This is a genomic window from Actinoplanes sp. NPDC051537 (assembly GCF_055586105.1).
The window spans coordinates 215221-231634 of sequence record NZ_JBVJIU010000012.1 but is presented as its reverse complement, the minus strand read 5'-3'; the positions used below and the strand labels follow the sequence as shown (position 1 = coordinate 231634).

Here is a 16414-nt window from a genome sequence, read left to right as displayed (position 1 = left end):
TGACGAAGGCCGGTGGACCCCAAGGTCCACCGGCCTTCCTCGTTCGTCAGGCCTGCACGTCGAGGCGTCCGCTGCCCGGCGTGCGGCGCGTCGTCGGTCCGGTCTCGGCCGGCGCCGGCGCACTGGGCCCGGCCGGGCCGTTGTCCCGCCGGCCCGAGGCGTAGCCGGCCGAGGCGAACTGCTGCCGGGCCTGCTCCTGCTGGGCGCCACCCTGGCGCAGGTCGAGCGTGCAGTTGCCGAAGCCCGAGTCCTCGAGCTCCCGGCGCAGGTCGCCGAGCGCGTCGCGCAGGGCGTCGGTGCCGGCGTCGGTGGTGCCGGTCAGCTGCAGATTGATGTCGCCGTTGCGGATCTCCGCCACCACCTGGACCGGACCGAGGTCGACCGGGTGCAGATGCACGGTCAGCCGGTGCACGCCGTCGGCCTCGAGGCGCAGCGGCGCGATCCGCATCGCCATCTGGGCGGCGGGCGGCGGCGCGGGCATCGTCGGCGCGGGCGCAGCGGCGGGAGCCGCCGGGGCGGCCGGGGCGGCCGCCTGCGGTCCGGTGACGCCGGCGAGCCCGGCCTGGCCGAGCACGCCCGGGGTGGCGGTCCCGTCGGCGGCGATTCCCGGGGTCGTGGCCGGGGCCGGCGGGAGACCGGTCGCCTGGGGGGCCGCGGGGTCCGGAACGGGCCGGTCGACGGTGGCCGGAACCGGGGACGGTGCGGGCTGGAGCCCGGCGTCGGGGCCGGTCGGGGTCGCGGCCGGTGGGTTCTGCCCCTGGCTCTGACGCTGACCCTGGTCCTGGCCGGGTGTGCTGCCCTGTTGTCCCTGACCCTGTACCTGAATGCCGGCGACGGGCGCGGTGGTCGCGGGGTCGACGGGGTTCTGGGGGCCGGTTGTGGCCGGCGTGGTTGCCTGCGCCTGCGGGGCGGGGGCGACGTCAGGGGTCGGGGCGGCCTTCGGGTCGGCGGTCGCCGGCTTGGCGTCGGTCGGTGCGGCGGCCGACAGCTTGCCCGCGGCATCGGCCCGGGGGCCGGTGGCGAGCGCGGCGGTGGTCGTCGGCGCGACGTTCGCGGACTGGGCGCCGGGCTGGGCTGTCCCCGGCGTGCCCAGAGCCGCGGTCGCGCCGGCCGGGCCGGCCGTGGCGGTCGCACCGGTCGCACCGGTCGCCGTGGTCGGGCCGATCGGGCTGGCCGGGCCGGTCGCGGTGGGTCCGCCGGTCGCGGTGGGTCCGCCGGTCGCCGCGACACCGGAGGTCGGAGCGGCGCCCTTGGTGCCGGGCTTGGCCGTCGGGGTGGTGGCGGGCGTGGTGGTCGAGGTCGGAACGGCCTGCGCGGTGACGGCGGCGGCCTGCGCGACCGCGGCGGCGGCCGGCGGGGCGGGCGGCACGGGCTGTCCGGCGGCGGGGTCGGTCGCGGCGGCCGCGTCGGTCTGGGCGGTTCCGTCGGCCTTGGTGTCGCCGGCCTTCGCGTCGGTCTTCGCGTCGCCCTTGGCCGCGGTCTTGGTGGCGGACTCGTCCTTGGCCGCGGGATCCTTCACCGCGGTGGGGTCGCCGGCGCGCCCGGCGTCCGGCCGGTCTGCGTCGGAGGCCTGCTTGGCGGCGGTGTCCGCCCGGTCGTCGGCGGCACGCTTCGCGGCGTCGGCCCGATCGCCGGCGGCGCGGTTGGCGTCGGCCCGTGCGCCGGCCCGTGCGGCGTCCCGAGCGGCATCCCGGTCGGCGCCGGCCCGTGCGGCGTCCCGGCCGGCGTCGGCCCGGTTGGCGGCATCCGCCCGGTCGGACGCTTCGGCCCGGTTGGCGTCGGCTCGGTTGGCGTCGGCTCGGTTGGCGTCGGCTCGGTTGGCGTCGGCTCGGCCGGCGTCGGCCCTGGCGGCGTCGGCCCTACTGGCCGCGTCGGCCCGGTTGCCGGCGTCGCGGCGCAGGGCGGCGTTGCGGTCGGCCGCCCGGTTGGCCGCGGCCCGCTCCGCGGCCGCGCGATCGGCGGCCGCCCGGTCGGATCGCTGGGCGGCGGCCCGGTCGGCGGCGTCCCGGTCGGCGTGCGAGGCGGACCGCTCGGTCGCGGCGGCGCCGTCCTCGTCGCGGTCCGACCGGTCGAGCTCGGCCGAGAGCGCCGACCCGAACTCGTCGCCACCCTCCCCGCGCCGGTGGGCCCGGCGCGTGGTGTCGGGCGTGCCGGCGCGGTCCGGTCCCGTCACGGAACTCGGCAGCTTCATGCGGCTCTCCTCATGGGGGTCGGCGTGCTCAGCCGCCGAGTGCGGCCAGGGCCTTCTGGACCTTGGGCACGTACGCCTGGGTCTCGGCGAACGGCGGGATGCCGCCGTACTTCTTCACGGCGCCGCCGCCCGCGTTGTAGGCGGCGATGGCCAGCGGGAGCGACTTGAACTCGCGGAGGTTGTGCGCGAGCAGCTTGGCCCCGCCGAAGATCGCCTGCTCGGGGTCGAACGCGTCGTTCACGCCGAGGCCGTGGGCGGTCGACGGCATGAGCTGCATCAGGCCGCGGGCGCCGACCTTGCTGACGGCCTGCGGGTTGTAGCCCGACTCGACCTTGGCGACGGCGGCGAGCAACTTGGGCGAGACGCCGTACTTGGCGCCGGCCTTGACGAACAGGTCGCCGTACGGGACGCCGTCGAGCGCGCCCGAGCCCTGCAGCGCGGCCGGCCGGACCGCCGCCAGGTTCTGCGCGGCGACCTGATCCACGTCGGAGATCACGCGCCGGATGTGGGTCGGCGTCTCGTACACCTTCTGGATCTTGACGTGATCGCCGGGCTTGGGCGCCGCGATCATCTGGTTGTTGCCGAGGTAGATGCCGACGTGGTCGACCGGCGCGTCGAAGGCCAGGATGTCGCCCGGCTTCGCGTCGGCCAGGGTCGCCACCGGCTGACCGGCCTTGGCCTGCTCCCACGAGTTGCGGGGCAGCTGGATGCCGAGGTCGGCGTACGTGCGCTGGACGAGCGCCGAGCAGTCCAGGCCCTTGCCCGGGTCGGTGCTGCCGAAGACGTACGGCGTGCCCAGGTATTTCTTGGCCGAGGCGATCACCTCGTCGCCGGAGACGCCGCCGGCGCCGGACGACGAACCGCCCCCGGTGGCGTCCGCGAGCATCGAGGCGAACGTCGAGTCGGTGCCGGTGGCGCCCTTGGTGGTGGTGGCCGAGCCGGCGACGGTCGTGCCGTCCGGGTTGAGCGGGTTGAGGCCGAGCTGGCCCTGGAGCTCCTGGATGCGGGACAGGACCCCGCCGACGCCCATCATCGTCACGCCGGGCTCCCCTCGGCGAGGCCGCGGGCCATGTTGCGGGCCTTGGAGGTCACCGCCAGCTCGTCGATGTTGGCCTGGTCGACCCGCAGGTCGTGGGCGCGCAGCTGCTCGGCGTGCCGCTCGGCCATCAACTCGACGGCGCGCCGGCGCTTGGCCGCGTCGGCGAGGACCGCCAGGCGCTCCCGCTCGACCTCCTCGGCGCCGGTCACCATGCGCTGCGCGCCGATCAGGGCGCCGGCCAGCGACTGGCGGGCCACCAGCGAGGCGACCATGGCCCGGGCGGTGCCCTCGGACGGCGCCTCGGCGCCGACCAGATCCAGGTGACGGCGCTTGACCAGAGCCTGGGCTTCGCGGATCTCGGCGCGCGACTGGTTGACGGCGCCCCGGGCGGCGTCCTCCTGCGCCTTGCGGGCGCGGAGCACGGGTCCGAGTCGGAACAGGCGGTTCAAGGTTTCGGCCTCCTAGCGCGGGCGAGCGTCCCTCACATCTCCGCTTCGGCCCGCCCGGAGATTCGCTGAGTGCTGCACCCGACTAGCAACAGATCAAATCGTCAAGCCGACCGTACGATCGCGTGCAGCGTGGCCCAGGCCTGTTCCGGCGAGACGCGCTCATCCAGGTCCTGGCGCAGGAACGCGGTGATGTGCGGCCAGATGGCGTTGGCCCGGTCCGCCTCGGGGTTGGTGCCGGGCACGTACGCGCCGATCTCGACCAGCTCCCGCACCTCGCGGTGGGCCGCCATGAGCCGGCGCAGCTCGGTGGCGTCGGCCCGCTGCTCGGCCGTGGTGATCTTGTTGGCCACCCGGGAGATCGAGTCGAGCGCCTGGACGGCGGGGAAGTGGCCGGCGGTGGCCAGCTTCCGGTCGAGCACGATGTGCCCGTCGAGGATCGAGCGGGCGGCGTCGGCGATCGGCTCGTTGTGGTCGTCGCCCTCGACCAGCACGGTGTAGAGGCCGGTGATGCTGCCGCGCGCGCCCGGCCCGGCCCGCTCGAGCAGCGAGGCGAGCATCGCGAAGACCGACGGCGGGTAGCCCCGGGTGGCCGGCGGCTCGCCGACCGACAGGCCGACCTCGCGCTGTGCCATGGCCGCACGGGTCACGCTGTCCATCAGCAGCAGCACGTCGGCGCCCTCGTCCCGGTAGTACTCGGCGATCCGGGTGGCGACCGCGCCGGCCCGCAGCCGCACGAGCGGGGCCGCGTCCGAGGTCGCGATCACCACCACGGACCGCGCCAGCCCCTCCGGTCCCAGGTCGTGCTCGATGAACTCGCGTACCTCCCGGCCCCGCTCGCCGACCAGGGCGACGACGTTGAGCTCGGCCGAGGTGCCACGGGTGATCATGCTCATCAGGCTGGACTTGCCGACGCCGGAGCCGGCGAAGATGCCGATCCGCTGGCCGCGGCCGCAGGGCACGAGGGTGTCCAGCACGCGTACGCCCAGGGGCATCGGCACGTCGACCAGTTGCCGCTCCATCGCCGAGGGCGGGGCGGCCTCGATGCTGACCAGTTCCCCGAGCAGGGGCGGCCCGCCGTCCATCGGCCGGCCGAGACCGTCCAGGATCCGGCCCCGCAGGTCGGGCCCGACCGGCACCCGCAGCGGGCCGCCGGTGCTGGTCACCGGCGTTCCGGCGCCGATGCCGGCGAGCGGGCCGAGGGGCAGGCAGGACAGCTTGTCGCCGTCGATCGCGGCCACCTCGGCGAAGACGGCGTCCGGGCCGTCGCCCATCCGCACCAGGTCGCCGACCCGGGCCTCGAGGCCGCTCACGGTCACCCGCAGACCCACCGCGCCGGTCACCTTGCCGCGGGCGAGCGGGCGGGCCGCGGCCAGGGCCGCGTTCATCCGGTGCCGGAACAGATCGGTCATCAGAGACGCAACGCCTCCCGGGCGCGGGCCACCGCGGCCGCGACCGTGGCGTCGATGGTCGTCATGCCGGTCTCCGCGACGGCGTCGCCCGGGCGCAGCGAGGCGTCCGGGCGCAGGCTCACGTGCCGGCCCTCGTGGTCGAAGTCGCTCGGCCCGTCCGGGCCGATCAGCGTCCGGTAGTCCTCGGGGCAGAGGTGGACGACCAGCGCGCCGGCCTCGGGCGACGCGGCCATCGCCCGGCGCAGCGCGTCGGCGGTCCGTCGCTGCGGGTCGTCCAGCGACCGGCCGACGATCGCCTCGGCCAGCTCGAAGGCGTGCGCGAGCAGCACCTCCTGCAGCTCGGTGAAGGTCGGCATGAGCTGGGTCTCGAGCTCGGTGACGGCCCGGCCGAGCGCGTTGATCGCCTGGGCCAGGGCCGCCGCCCGGCGCTGGTCGTGCGCGGCCTCGGCGGCTCGGGCCCGTTCGACGGCGCCCTCGGCCGCCTGCGCCGCCTCGCGCTGTCCCTGGGCCCAGCCCGCGGCGTACCCGGCCGTGCGGGCCTCCTCGCGGGCCCGCTCGAGGGACGCGCCGCTCGACTCCGGGCTGCCGCGCCGCAGGTCGACGCCGAACTGGGCGGCGGTGGCGGACTCGGCCACCGTGCCTCGGATCACCGGGTTGCGGGGCGGCTCAGGCGATGAGCTCATCGGCCTCGCCGCCGCGCTGAACCTCGATCTGGCCGGAGTCCTCGAGCGAGCGGATGACCGAGACGATCTTCGCCTGGGCCTCTTCGACCATCTTGACCTTGACCGGGCCGAGCAGGTCGATCTCCTCGATGAGGTTCTCCCGCCCGCGCTCGGACAGGTTGCGGGTGACCTTGTCGCGTACGGTGTCCGGCACGCCCTTGAGCGCGGTGGCCAGGTCGGCCGGCTCGACCTGCCGCAGCACCAGCTGCACGGCACGGTCCTCGAGGTTGATGATGTCCTCGAACATGAACATCCGGCGCCGGATCTCCTCGGCCAGCTCGGGGCTGCGGGCGTCCAGGGCTTCCAGGATGAGCCGCTCGGTGGTGCGGTCGGCGCGGTTGATGATCTCCACCAGCGGTTGCAGGCCGCCGATCGAGGAGAGCTCGTCCGGCTGCAGCACGGTGGAGAGCTTGCGCTGGAGGGCGGCCTCGACCTGGCGGATGATCTCCGGCGAGGTGCGGTCCATCACCGCGATCCGGTGCGCCACCTCGGTCTGCACCTCGAGCGAGAGCCCGGCGAGGATCGACGAGGCGAGTGCCGCCGGGATGTGCGCGAGGATCAGCGCGATCGTCTGCGGGTGCTCGTACTGCACGTAGGAGAGCAGCTGCCGGGGGTCGGCGTGGCTCAGGAAGTTGAACGGGATGTCGTTCATCGAGGCTTCGAGCCGGTCGAGGATGAGCGCCGCGCGCTCCTTGCCCAGCGAGGCCTCGAGCAGTTCGCGGGCGTAGTCCATGCCGCCGGAGCCGGCGTACCGCGTGGTCGCCATGGCGTAGAACTCGTCCAGCACGTCGTCGACGACGATCGGGTCGAGCTTGCCCAGCCGGGCGATCTCGGCCGAGATCATCTCGACCTCTTTCTCCGACATGTTGCCCAGGACCTGCGCGGACTGCTCCTTGCCGAACTGCACGAGCATGATCGCTGCCTTGCGCACGCCCGTCATAGACAGCGTGGTGAGCGCCGGTGTGGTCAACGCAAACTCCCTCAGCCCGTCCCTAACCCATCATAAAACGCGAAGCGCAGCAAAACGGGCGGCCGGCAAAAAGCCGGTCGCCCGTCTGGCCTCAGTGCGTCGAGTCGGCGGCGAGCCAGCCGCGCAACAGCACGGCCATCTCGTCGGGCTGGTCCTTGACCATCTGCTCGATCTCGCGGACGCGCTCCTCGCGCGCCTCGTTGTCGGCGAAGGACTCCGGGGCGGCCTCGAGCATCTGCGCCGGGATCGCCTGGTTCAGCTCCTGGAGGCGCTGCTGCTCGAGCGCGGCCTGCATGTCCTCGAGGTGCTTGCGCTCCTCGGGGCTCAGCGACTTGCGCTTCTTCGACCGGCGGCTGGCCCGCCAGGCCAGGAAGATCAGCGCGAGGACGACGAAGCCGAGCGCGCCGGTCTTGATCAGCGACATCTGCTTGGCCGACTGGTCGGCCACGGTCGCGGCTTTCAGGGCGCTCTGTGCCGCCTGAGCGGCGCTGGTGTCGAACGGCATGGCGCTGACCGCGATGGTGTCGCCGCGGGTCGAGTCGATGCCGGCCGCCGCGCTGACCAGCTGCTGCACCTGCGCCGGGTCGACGGTGCCGGCCGTGGTGCTGTCCAGCAGGACCGCGACGTTGAGCTTCTTGATGCTGCCCGGCGCGCTCTTGCGGACCTCGTTGGTCTCGTTGATGGCGTTGTTCTTGACCGAGTTGCTGTTCTCGTACTGGCCGGTGCCCGTGGTGCCGGTGGTGCAACCGGGGCCGGAGACGTTGTCCGGGCCGAGGACGCCGCCGGCGCAGTTGCCGGCGCCGTTGTACGCCTCACGGCTGTTGCTCTCCGAGAGGGCGGGCAGCGAGGGGTCGGCGTTGTACGACTTGCTGGTCGTCTGCGTCTGGTCGAAGTCCAGCTCGGCGGTGGTCGTGACGACCGCGTGCCCGGGACCGACCACGCTGTCCAGCATGTTCTGCAGCGAGGTGTTCATCCGATTCTGGAACGCGACCGTCTGTGACTCGTTGCCGCTGTCCCCACCGGTGCCGACGGCCGCGCCGCCACCGGTGGAAAGTATCTTGCCGTCCGCGCCGGCCACGGTGACCTCGGTCGGATCGAGGCCCTCGACGCTGGACGCGACGAGGTGCACGATCGCCTGCACCTGGTTGCTGCTGAGCGGCTGGGTCTGCTTCGACGCCACGAGCACCGATGCCGTCGGCTGGTCCTGGTCGTCGGAGAAGACGTCCTTCTGCGGGATGACGAGGTGCACGGTGGCCGCCTCGACGCCGTCGATGGATTTGATGGTGTTGGAGAGCTCGCCTTCCAGAGCCCTCTGGTAGTTCGTGTGCTGCATGAAGTCGCTGGTCGTGATGCCCTGCTGGTCGAGCAGCGCATAGCCGGTGCCGGCGTCGCCGGGCAGGCCCTGACCGCTCAACGACAGCCGCAGGTCGTTCACCTGGTCCTGGGGGACCAGGACGGTCTGCCCGTCGTTGGCCAGTTCGTAACTCGTGCCGGACTTCTGCAAGGACTGCACGATCGCGCTGGCGTCCTTGGTCGACAGGTTGTTGAACAGGATCGCGTACGTCGGCTTCGAAGCCCAGGTGGCGAAGAAGTAGCCACCGACGACGAGAGCGATCACCGCCGCGATCGTGACGGCCTTCTGGCCCGGCGAGAAGGACCGGAAGGTGTCCGTGATGCGGCGAACCGGAGCGGGAAGGCGGTCCGTCATGTCAGGCCTGCATCCTCATGATTTCCTGGAAGGCTTCGACGGCCTTGTTGCGAATGGCGAGGGTGAGCTGGAGGCCGAGGGAGGCCTCGTTGGCGGCCATCGTGTACTGCGCCGGGTCCTGGAGCGTCCCGTCGGCGGCCTTGACGGCGAGATCGTCGGCCTTGCTCTGCGAGGCCTGCACGCTTTCCAGTCCCTTGGAGAGCATGCTCGTGAAGTCCGCGTTCGGGCCCTGCGCGGCGTCCGTGCCGGTGGCGGCGAGGTTGTCGAGGCCGCTGAGGCCGTTGACGCCCTTGAGCGCGTCCACCCCGCCGATCGAGGAGATTCCGCTGAGGGCGCTGATCGGGGAAGTCATCTACGAACGCCTCACTTTCCGAGGTTGATCGCCGCGGTGTAGGACTCCTTGGCGCGGTCGACGACCGACAGGTTGGCCTGGTAGGCGCGCTGAGCCATCATCATCTGGGCCATCTGGCCGCCGAGGTCGATGTCCGGCCGGCGGATGTAGCCCTTGCTGTCGGCCAGCGGGTTGTCCGGGTCGTAGGTCACGATGCCCTGGGCGCTGCCCAAGGCGACCCCGCCGACCTGGGCGCCGTTGCCGTCCGACGCCTCCTGGGCCACGACGTAGCGCGCCTGGAAGGCCTTCTCGGACGTACGGCTGACGTTGTCGATGTTCGCGATGTTGTCGGACACCGCGTCGAGCCACTTGCGGTAGACCGTGACGCCGGTGCCGGCGACCCCGATCGCGTTGAACGTGCTCATTTATCAGGCCCCCTTGATGGCGTCGCGCAGCATGCCGTACTTGCTGTCCAGAGCGCGCATCGTCAGCTGGTAGCGCATCGTGGTGTCGATGTGCGACAGCGTCTCCTCGTCGAGGTTGACGTTGCTGCCGTTGAGCCGGGTGGGCTCCAGCGAGGTCTGCATGCTCGGGCTGACCGAAGCCGGCGAGTCGCCGTGGGCGATGGCGCCCTGCAGCGCCTGCTCGAATTCCACCTTACGGGCCCGGTAGCCGGGGGTTTCGATGTTCGCGATGTTGTTGGCGATGGCGCTCTGCCGGGCGGCGAGACCCGAGGCGGCGACGCGGAGGGAGGAGGTGGAGAGATCGTCAAACACAGCTGCTCCTTGGATGGTGTCGTCCAGGGGCGCCGATCCTTGGCTTTTCCTCTGAGCAATCCGTGCTCGTACCATGCAGTTCGGCCTGACCGCCGATCCGCTGAGCCGGTAACGGTTGCCGCGAGGTTGCACGCAAAAACGTCCCGGAACCCCGCGTGGGGGCTCCGGGACGTTCGGCGGGGCGACTACATGGCGCGATCGACGTAGACGGGGCGTTTGACCGCCTCGCCGGTCTCGATCCGGGCCGTGATGACCTGCTGGCGGCGGTTCGAGGTGAGTCGCCGGGCGATCTCCTGGGCCGCCTTGAGCTGCCGGGTCAGGATCTCGTCGGCCCGCGGCTTGAGCTCTAGCGGCAGCGCGCCGAGCTCGGTCGGCGGCTTCCACAGGTCGGCCGGCGGCGTCTCCGCGTTCCGGCGCTCGTCGGCCAGCATCGTCTCGATCCGGACGACGTCCAGCTCGAGCTCGTCCAGTGCGGCCATCCAGGCGCCCCGCCACTGTTCGGTCATGAGGATCAACCGGCGACCGCCGCGGCGGCCGCCTCTCGCCACGTGTCCCGCAGCGGCTCGACCAGACCCCGGACGGCGGCCACCCGGTCGGTGTCCCGGGCGATGTTCGCCCCGATCAGCTCGGTGAGCATCCAGCCGTACAGGTTCGCCAGCGCCGGGGCGCCGGACCAGGCGTCGACGTCCAGGCTGGTGCGCAGCTCGAGCACGATCTCCTGGGCGTGGGTCAGCCGCTCGTGCGACTCCTCGCGCTGGTTGGCGGCGAGCGCCTCCTCGGCCTTCATGAGATCGAGGACGAGGCGGTCGTACAGCATGATCAGCAGTTTGGCCGGCGACGCGGTGTTGATCGAGTCCTGAAGGTATCGGTCACGCGGAGAGGTCATCGTGCTCCTCGGTCAAGGCCCTGGGGCGTCAGGGACGGAAGGGACGGACGGGTCAGGAGAGGCCGGCGAGCTGACCGGAGAGCCAGCTCGACTGGTCCTTGAGCTTGCCGAGCGCGACCTCGAGGTCGGAGTACTGCTTCTGGAGCGCCTCCCGCTTCGCCGCGAGCCGGACATCCCAGTTGCTGATCTGGTCGTTGAGGCTGTCGATCTCGTTGTTGCGGTTGAGGACGATCGAGGTGACGTTCTTCGCCATGGAGGTGCCGAGCGCCTCCATGGTGTCGCCGAACTTGATGCCGGCTTCCTGGGTGCGGGCCGGGTCCTTGCTGTACGAGTCGAGGAAGTCGCTCCGGTTGAAGGTCAGCCGGCCGGTGTCGTCGAGCTGGATGCCGAGTTCCTTGAGCGTCTGGATCTTCCCGGTTACGTCGGTGCCGGCCTTCTTCTCGACCGACCAGTCGACGCCGAGGCTGATCGAGCTCAGGATCCTCTGCGACATGTCGCGGACCGCGAAGTCGCCGGTGAGCGGCGAGCCCTTCTTGGTCGATGCGTCGTACGCGGTCTGCTTGCTGATCTCGTCGAGCGACGCGTTGGCCGCGTCCACCATCGCCTGGAACTGGTCGGCGATCGAGTCCACGTTGTTGGAGACGTCGATCTGGACGTTGTCCTCCTTCTTCGCGACCGTGAGGGTCACGCCGGCCATCAGGCCGGTGAAGGTGTTGGTGCTGCTGCTGACGCTGTACGAGGTGTTGTTGCCACCCTGGACGGCGAGCACGGCGTCCTTGGGGTACGTGGTGGCCGGCGAGTCGCCGCCGACGCCCGCGCCGTCGAGGCCGTGGATCACGAACCCGGCCGCGCCGCCGGTCTTGGTGCTGCTCATCTGCAGCACGCCCTCGGTGTCACCGGTCTTCGTCACGTACGCCGAGATGCCGACGCCCGCCAAGTTGAGCGCCTTCGCGATGCCGGCCGCCGACTTGTCGGCGTGGATGTCGACCGGGACGGTCTTGGTGAGCGTGAAGTTGCCGTCCGCGTCGTACGTGCCGAGGTCGACCGAGAGCGCGTCCGGCACGCTCAGCGGCGCCGGGTCGTCGACGGCGCCGTCGGCGTCGGTGTCCGCCGTGGTGGTCACCTTCATGGTCGTGAACTGCTTGCTCGCCAGCGAGGTCACGTTGAAGGTGAGGCTGCCGGTGGCGGCGTTGATGTTGCTCGACGTGCTCGCCGTGACGTTGGCCGAGCTCGAGGTCGCCTTGATGGCGCGCCAGGTGGGTAGCTGGCTCAGCGTGTCGCCGGCGCCCTTGAATGTCTGGATCTTCGAGTTCACGGACCGGTACGAGGCCACGGCGGTCTGCGCCGTCGACACCTTGGTCTTCAGCCGGTCCTGCGGGGCCGCCTCGACCGTCATCAGCTGGCTGATCACGCTGGAGGTGCTGAGGCCGCTGACGAGGCCGTCAACTGAGCTGGTCACGTGGCCTGCCTTTCGGTACGCGAAAACGCGAAAGTGGGGATAGCCGGCGCCGTCTGCCAGCTACCCCCACCTATTCGGTCGTGAGCGGTACGTATTCAGTTTTAGCCGGTGGCAGTTCGGTTAGCGAAGCAGCGACAGAACGTTCTGCGCCGACTGGTTCGCCTGCGACAGCATCGAGGTGCCGGCCTGGGTCAGGATCTGCGCCCGGGTGTAGGACACCATCTCCTGCGCCATGTCGGTGTCACGGATACGCGACTCCGACGCGGACAGGTTCTCCACCGCCACGTTGAGGTTGTTGATGGTGTGCTCGAAGCGGTTCTGGTACGCACCGAGCGCGGCACGCGAGTCGGAGACCGACTGGAGCGCCTTGTCGATCGTGGTGATGGCGCTGTCCGGGTCCGTGCTCAGGTTCAGCGCCGCGGTGCCCAGGCTCTGCGAGTCGACGGCGCCGATCGCGATGTTGATCTTCTGGTTGGCGTTCGAGCCGACCTGGAACGCGCCCTTGTTGCCGTTGGTGGAGGTGAGGGCCGTGGTCAGGTCCATGCCCAGGCCGCCGGTGTTGGCGCCGGTCGTGAGGTCGACGACGGCCGCGGCACCGAGGACGGTGTCGTTGGTGACCGTGAAGTCGCCCGCGCCCTTCATCTGGAACGTGGTGACGTTGCTGGCGTCGACCTTCGCGGACACCGAGATCTCGTTGCCCTGGTAGCCCTTCGCCTTCAGCGCGGTCTGCAGGCCGTCGTTGATCGACTTGGCGATGTCCTGCGGCGAGGCGGTCGCGGGTGGCTTGGTGACCGTAACCGTGATCGGCGAGCCGCCGGACGCGATGTTGGTGCCGTCGGGCGCCGTGGCGCTGCCGCCGACCTTCTCCAGGGTGAAGGTGTAGGTGCCGCTCGCACCGGTCGCGAGGCTCGACGCGCTGGCCGCGGCGCCGGCCGTGGTCGCCGCGATCTTGTTGCCGGCGCCGACGACGGTCTGCTTGGTGGCGCCGAAGCTGCCGTCGAGCAGCTTCTGCTTGCCGAACGCGGTGGTGCTGCCGATCCGGTCGAGCTCGGCGTTGAGCTGCGTCATCTCCTTGTTCGCGGCGGCGGCCGCGTCGGAGTCGGTCGCACCCGAGTTCGAGGCCTGCACCGACAGGTCACGCATGCGCTGGAGGATCGAGGTGACCTCGTTGAGCGAACCCTCAGCGGTCTGCGCGACGCTGACGCCGTCCTGGGTGTTGCGCACGGCGACCTTGAGACCGCCGATCTGCGAACGCAGGCCCTCGGAGATCGAGAGGCCGGCCGCGTCGTCGGCCGCCCGGTTGATGCGGAAACCGCTGGACAGCTTCTCCAGGGACTTCGACATCTGGCTGTCGGTGACCGACAGATTCCGGTAGGCGTTCTGCGCGGCGATGTTCTGGTTGATGCGGAGACCCATGGGGTTTTCCTCCTTGAGTGGGGTCTATCCGGCCCATCCGTGAGCCGTGGCGATACGCCGGGTCCGATCGGCGTGGCGCCGACGGTCATGAGCAGTCTCCGAAATTTCTTCGCCCTTTTCCGGCAAACCGGAAGAAAGCCCGGGATAGCCATATCAGCGAAAATTCCTCAGTGAAGCGGCGGGCGTGCCGACCTGTCCGAATGAGCGGGCATGTCGTGGGGGCACGCCCGGCACCCGAGACGGAGGACCAGGGTGAGCCTGACCGACCTGGCCAGCGTCCTGTGGCGATCACGTGAGCTGCTGGAGATGCTGCTGTTCAAGCTTGAGGAGGAGCAGCTGCTCCTCGCGTCCAATCGCTCACGCTGGCTCAGCCACGCCACCCGTGAGGTCGAGGTGGTGCTGGACCAGATCCGGCAGACCGAGGTCATCCGCGCCGCCTACTCGCAGGACGTCGCCGTCGAGCTCGGGCTCAACCCGGAGGCTTCCCTCGGCGAGCTGGCCGACGCGGCGCCTCCGCCCTGGGCGGACCTCCTCCACCAGCACCGCAAGGCGTTCCTGACGCTGACCTCCGAGATCGGCGCGCTCGCCGACGTGAACCGCGACCTGCTCACGGCCGGCCAGCGCGCAGCACGCGAAACCATGCTCGCGTTCGCCGAAACTGTGGAAACGTACGGACCGCAGGGCCAGACCGTTTCCGGCGCCGTCCGCCGCTCGAACCTGGTTGATGAGGCGATCTGATGGCTAGCACATTCGGCGGTATCAACACCGCGCTCACCTCGCTCTACGCGCAGCGTCGGGGCCTGGACGTCACCGGGCAGAACATCGCGAACGCGAACACCGAGGGCTACACCCGGCAGCGGGTCCGGATGCAGGCGCAGAGCGGCAGTCTCAACCCCGGCGTCTACTCCACGACCGAGCAGATCGGCACCGGCGTCTCGGTCGCCGAGGTCGAGCGCGGACGCAACGTGTACCTCGACGAGCGCGGCCGGACCGAGCACGCGAACTCGGCCTTCCTGGCCAGCCAGAAGGGCTCGTACGACCAGATCGAGAGCGTCCTCGCCGAGCCGAGCGACACCGCGATCCAGGCCCGGCTGCACGACATGTGGGACTCGTGGAACGACGTCGCCAACAACTGGCAGGACTCGTCCACCCGGTCGACGCTGATCGAGCGCAGCAAGACGGTCGCGATCTCGCTGAACGACACCCACACCGCGCTGGCCAACCAGTTCCAGGCCCAGAACGGCCAGATGTCCGGCTTCGTCGACCAGGTCAACACGATGGCGAGCTCGATCGCCGACATGAACAACCAGATCGTCATCGCGCAGCAGGCCGGCCTGCCCGCCAACGAGCTCCAGGACCAGCGCGACACCAAGGTCATGCAGCTGTCCGAGCTGGTCGGCGCGACCGCGCAGACCACCAAGAACGGCGCGGTCAACGTGTACGTCGGAAGCGCCGCCCTGGTCGAGGGCTTCAACGCGCGCTCGCTCAAGCTCGCCGGCCCGCCGACGCTCGACGGCATCAGCGCGACCGACAAGGTCGCTCTCCAGTGGACGGACACCGGGCTCAACGCGTCCGCCGGCGGCACCATGGGCGCGATGCTCGACACGATGAACAACGTCATCCCGGGTATCGCCGCGGGCCTCGACACGGTCGCCAAGAGCATCGCCGACACGGTCAACAAGGCGCAGGCCGGCGGCTTCACGCAGGACGGCACGCCGGGCGGCGACTTCTTCACCGGCACCACCGCCGGGACCATCGCGGTGAAGCTGACCGACCCGAGCCAGGTGGCTTTCTCCAAGGGCAACCCGCTCGACCCGACCACGCCGAGGCTGGACCACGGTGTCGCGGACGAGCTCGTCGACATCGGCTCCTCGGCCGGCGGGCCGGACGCCACCTACCAGAACATGATCGGCCAGCTCGGCGTCGCCGCTCAGGCGGTGTCGCGGCGCAGCGAGATCCAGGACGCGGTACGGGATCAGGTGGACACCTCTCGCGACGCCGAGTCGGGCGTCAACCTCGACGAGGAGATGACCCACCTGCTGACCTACCAGCGCGGCTACGAGGCGGCCTCGCGCGTGCTCACCACGATCGACTCGATGCTCGATCAGCTGATCAACCGCACGGGCATGGTCGGCCGGTAACGGGGGGACTGACACATGACGATTCCCAGCAGGGTCACCGAGACCAGCATGCACACCAAGGCGCTGGGCGATCTGCAACGCTCGATGGCGCGCGGTCAGAAGATCCAGTCGCAGATCTCCAGCGGCAAGCTTCTGAGCCGGCCGTCGGACTCGCCGACCGGCACGGTCACCTCGCTCCAGCTGCGCGGCGAGGTGCGGGCCACGCAGCAGTACGGACGGAACGCCGACGACGGCCTGGGCTGGCTCGGGACCATTCAGGACAAGCTCGGGGACGCGTCCAGCCAGGTCATTCGCGTACGCGATCTGACCGTGCAGGCGCTCAGCACGGGCGACAACGACCAGGCGTCCCGGGAGGCGCTGGCGGTCGAGATCGACAACATCCGCTCGTCGCTGATCGGCGAGGCCAATTCCAAGTACATGAACCGGCCGGTGTTCGGCGGAACCACTCCCGGCGGCGTCGCCTATGACGACACCGGCGCGTACGTCGGCAACGACGACCCGACGACCAGGACGGTCGGCCCCAACGCCAAGGTGCGGATCGAGACCACCGGGCCCGAGGCGTTCGGCGCGAAGGGCAGCGACACCGAGCTGTTCAACGTGCTTTCCACCCTCTCGAAGAACATTCGGGACGGGGACGACACGGGCCTGAACACAAGCCTACAAAATCTCGATAGCGCCCACGATTTACTAAAATCCGCCCTTTCGGACGTAGGCGCCCGATATAATCGAGTTGAACAGATGAAGCAGTCCGCGGACGACCATCTGTTATCCGTGTCGTCGCAGTTGTCGGACATCGAGGATGTCGACCTGCCCAAGGCGATCATGGAACTGCAGATCCAGCAGACCTCGTACCAGGCCGCCCTGGCCGCCACGGCCAAGGTGATCCAGCCCTCGCTCATCGATTTCCTGAGGTGACC

Annotated in this window: 17 protein-coding genes; 3 read left to right on the top strand and 14 right to left on the bottom strand. The window is 70.6% G+C overall.

All coding sequences use genetic code 11. The annotated features are described in order from the left end of the window. Positions 1-46 precede the first annotated feature (46 nt). The 14 genes from ACZ6TB_RS29145 to ACZ6TB_RS29080 form a co-directional block, all read right to left on the bottom strand. The gene (locus ACZ6TB_RS29145; protein WP_465559006.1) at positions 47-2191 is read right to left on the bottom strand and encodes a flagellar hook-length control protein FliK; all 2145 of its coding nucleotides are present in this window, start codon (positions 2189-2191) and stop codon (positions 47-49) included. Between the two features lie 28 nt (positions 2192-2219). Further along, positions 2220-3224, bottom strand: coding sequence for a transglycosylase SLT domain-containing protein (locus ACZ6TB_RS29140; protein ID WP_465559287.1), 1005 nt, complete (start codon positions 3222-3224; stop codon positions 2220-2222). A 2-nt stretch (positions 3225-3226) separates the two neighbouring features. Continuing rightward, on the bottom strand, positions 3227-3679 hold the full coding sequence (locus ACZ6TB_RS29135; RefSeq protein ID WP_465559004.1) for a flagellar export protein FliJ: 453 nt from the start codon (positions 3677-3679) through the stop codon (positions 3227-3229). A 101-nt stretch (positions 3680-3780) separates the two neighbouring features. Then, positions 3781-5088 (bottom strand): FliI/YscN family ATPase, encoded by a 1308-nt coding sequence (locus ACZ6TB_RS29130; protein WP_465559003.1) that lies wholly within the window; start codon positions 5086-5088, stop codon positions 3781-3783. Then, positions 5088-5771 carry a FliH/SctL family protein gene (locus ACZ6TB_RS29125; RefSeq protein ID WP_465559001.1) on the bottom strand — a complete coding sequence of 228 codons (684 nt, stop codon included), beginning with the start codon at positions 5769-5771 and terminating at the stop codon, positions 5088-5090. The genes ACZ6TB_RS29130 and ACZ6TB_RS29125 overlap by 1 nt, the downstream gene beginning before the upstream one ends. Next, positions 5755-6780 carry a flagellar motor switch protein FliG gene (fliG, locus tag ACZ6TB_RS29120; RefSeq protein ID WP_465558999.1) on the bottom strand — a complete coding sequence of 342 codons (1026 nt, stop codon included), beginning with the start codon at positions 6778-6780 and terminating at the stop codon, positions 5755-5757. The genes ACZ6TB_RS29125 and fliG overlap by 17 nt, the downstream gene beginning before the upstream one ends. A gap of 91 nt (positions 6781-6871) precedes the next feature. Continuing rightward, on the bottom strand, positions 6872-8488 hold the full coding sequence (gene fliF, locus ACZ6TB_RS29115) for a flagellar basal-body MS-ring/collar protein FliF (RefSeq protein ID WP_465558998.1): 1617 nt from the start codon (positions 8486-8488) through the stop codon (positions 6872-6874). Between the two features lies 1 nt (position 8489). Next, positions 8490-8840, bottom strand: a complete 351-nt coding sequence (gene fliE / locus ACZ6TB_RS29110) for a flagellar hook-basal body complex protein FliE (RefSeq protein WP_465558996.1) — start codon at positions 8838-8840, stop codon at positions 8490-8492. A gap of 11 nt (positions 8841-8851) precedes the next feature. Continuing rightward, positions 8852-9244 (bottom strand): flagellar basal body rod protein FlgC, encoded by a 393-nt coding sequence (locus ACZ6TB_RS29105; protein WP_465558994.1) that lies wholly within the window; start codon positions 9242-9244, stop codon positions 8852-8854. Positions 9245-9247: 3 nt separating this feature from the next. Beyond that, a complete protein-coding gene (gene flgB, locus ACZ6TB_RS29100; RefSeq protein WP_465558993.1) occupies positions 9248-9595 on the bottom strand; it encodes a flagellar basal body rod protein FlgB in 348 nt (115 codons plus the stop codon). A 185-nt stretch (positions 9596-9780) separates the two neighbouring features. Beyond that, positions 9781-10101 (bottom strand): hypothetical protein, encoded by a 321-nt coding sequence (locus tag ACZ6TB_RS29095; protein WP_465558991.1) that lies wholly within the window; start codon positions 10099-10101, stop codon positions 9781-9783. Between the two features lie 5 nt (positions 10102-10106). Continuing rightward, positions 10107-10481 (bottom strand): flagellar export chaperone FliS, encoded by a 375-nt coding sequence (gene fliS / locus ACZ6TB_RS29090; protein WP_465558989.1) that lies wholly within the window; start codon positions 10479-10481, stop codon positions 10107-10109. A 52-nt stretch (positions 10482-10533) separates the two neighbouring features. After that, positions 10534-11940, bottom strand: coding sequence for a flagellar filament capping protein FliD (gene fliD / locus ACZ6TB_RS29085; protein ID WP_465558988.1), 1407 nt, complete (start codon positions 11938-11940; stop codon positions 10534-10536). A 120-nt stretch (positions 11941-12060) separates the two neighbouring features. Next, entirely contained in the window at positions 12061-13356 is a 1296-nt protein-coding gene (locus tag ACZ6TB_RS29080; protein WP_465558986.1) for a flagellin N-terminal helical domain-containing protein, read from the bottom strand. Positions 13357-13608: 252 nt separating this feature from the next. Here ACZ6TB_RS29080 and ACZ6TB_RS29075 point away from each other — a divergent pair, with 252 nt between their 5' ends. The 3 genes from ACZ6TB_RS29075 to ACZ6TB_RS29065 are packed head-to-tail and all read left to right on the top strand — an operon-like array spanning position 13609 to position 16412. Then, positions 13609-14094: a flagellar protein FlgN gene (locus tag ACZ6TB_RS29075; RefSeq protein WP_465558984.1), complete on the top strand. Its 486-nt coding sequence runs from the start codon at positions 13609-13611 to the stop codon at positions 14092-14094. Then, on the top strand, positions 14094-15497 hold the full coding sequence (gene flgK, locus ACZ6TB_RS29070; protein WP_465558982.1) for a flagellar hook-associated protein FlgK: 1404 nt from the start codon (positions 14094-14096) through the stop codon (positions 15495-15497). The genes ACZ6TB_RS29075 and flgK overlap by 1 nt, the downstream gene beginning before the upstream one ends. A gap of 15 nt (positions 15498-15512) precedes the next feature. Then, a complete protein-coding gene (locus ACZ6TB_RS29065) occupies positions 15513-16412 on the top strand; it encodes a flagellin N-terminal helical domain-containing protein (protein WP_465558980.1) in 900 nt (299 codons plus the stop codon). Positions 16413-16414 lie beyond the last annotated feature (2 nt).